Annotated in this window: 1 protein-coding gene; it reads left to right on the forward strand. The window is 50.6% G+C overall.

The features are described 5' to 3' along the window. Positions 1-431: 431 nt before the first annotated feature. A partial coding sequence (locus J07HQW2_RS15720; protein WP_021056640.1) for a sensor domain-containing protein occupies positions 432-1,049 on the forward strand: 618 nt, incomplete at its 3' end.

Consider the following 1,049-nt stretch of genomic DNA (forward strand, 5'->3'; position numbering starts at 1 on the left):
TCTGTCTCCGAAGTTGCAACCGAACGCGTCACCGGGCGTTCCAGGTGAACTCAGTCTGAGTGTGGGTTCGGAGAGACACAGTGGTCAGATTGCCACCGACTGTTAGATAGCAGTCTGACCCTTCATACTTTCATGCAGAGTGTGATGTCTCTCTGTGCGAAGAGTACGGCATCTGATCGACAGAAGACCATATGGAGGAATGAAGCCAGGGCTATCCAAAGCCGGATGTATAATCAGCAATCGGGGTCATCATGACTGTTCTTCGAGTGATATCCATATTAGGATTACACTGGGGTATGCCTCCCCGAACATACTGATTAACCAGCAGGTGGTCACTGATATATACGCCATCGGAAGATGTCTCTACTCACTGTTTCTCACCCTGCAAGAGTGAATTAGGGCTGATATACTGTCATCTGCATAATCATACTATGGCTCAGAGTCAACACGCTCAATCAAGCACCGCAGACGGACAGTCGCTCACCGGTCGCATCTTTGGTGTCGGGTTTCGTCGACAGACATATGCAAATCTTGCATATTTACTCGCCAGATTCCCACTCGGTATTGCATACTTCACCGTATTCGTGACTGGACTCAGTCTGGGAGTGGGTTTGATTCCGGTAGTGGTCGGAATTCCGATATTAGCCGGCGTTATTGGACTCGCTGGCTACATTGGGATCATCGAGGCTGCACTTCTGAATAGACTCTACGGGCGGGACATTTCATACACTGTCGCCAGTCCTCGGGAGTTATCAATCATCGACTATTTGAAAGCTGTCGTCACTACCCCCTGTAATTACCTGCTCGTCATATTCGGACTTGCGTCATTCGTCGTCGGTCTGCAAATGTCCGTCATCATTACTGTGGTGTTTACCCTCGCACTGACGCTCGTCGCTGCTCCCCTCCTGTACTGGATACCTGGCATCAAATACGATGTCACACAGGCGAGTGGGACCGTCGACGTTGGATCAGTGACGATTGATATCGGGTCAATCGCCGGTGCCAGCGTTAATACGCTTCCGGAAGCACTACTCGCTTCGGGACTGGGT

The sequence above is a fragment of the Haloquadratum walsbyi J07HQW2 genome (genome assembly GCF_000415985.1).
GTDB lineage: Archaea > Halobacteriota > Halobacteria > Halobacteriales > Haloferacaceae > Haloquadratum > Haloquadratum walsbyi_B.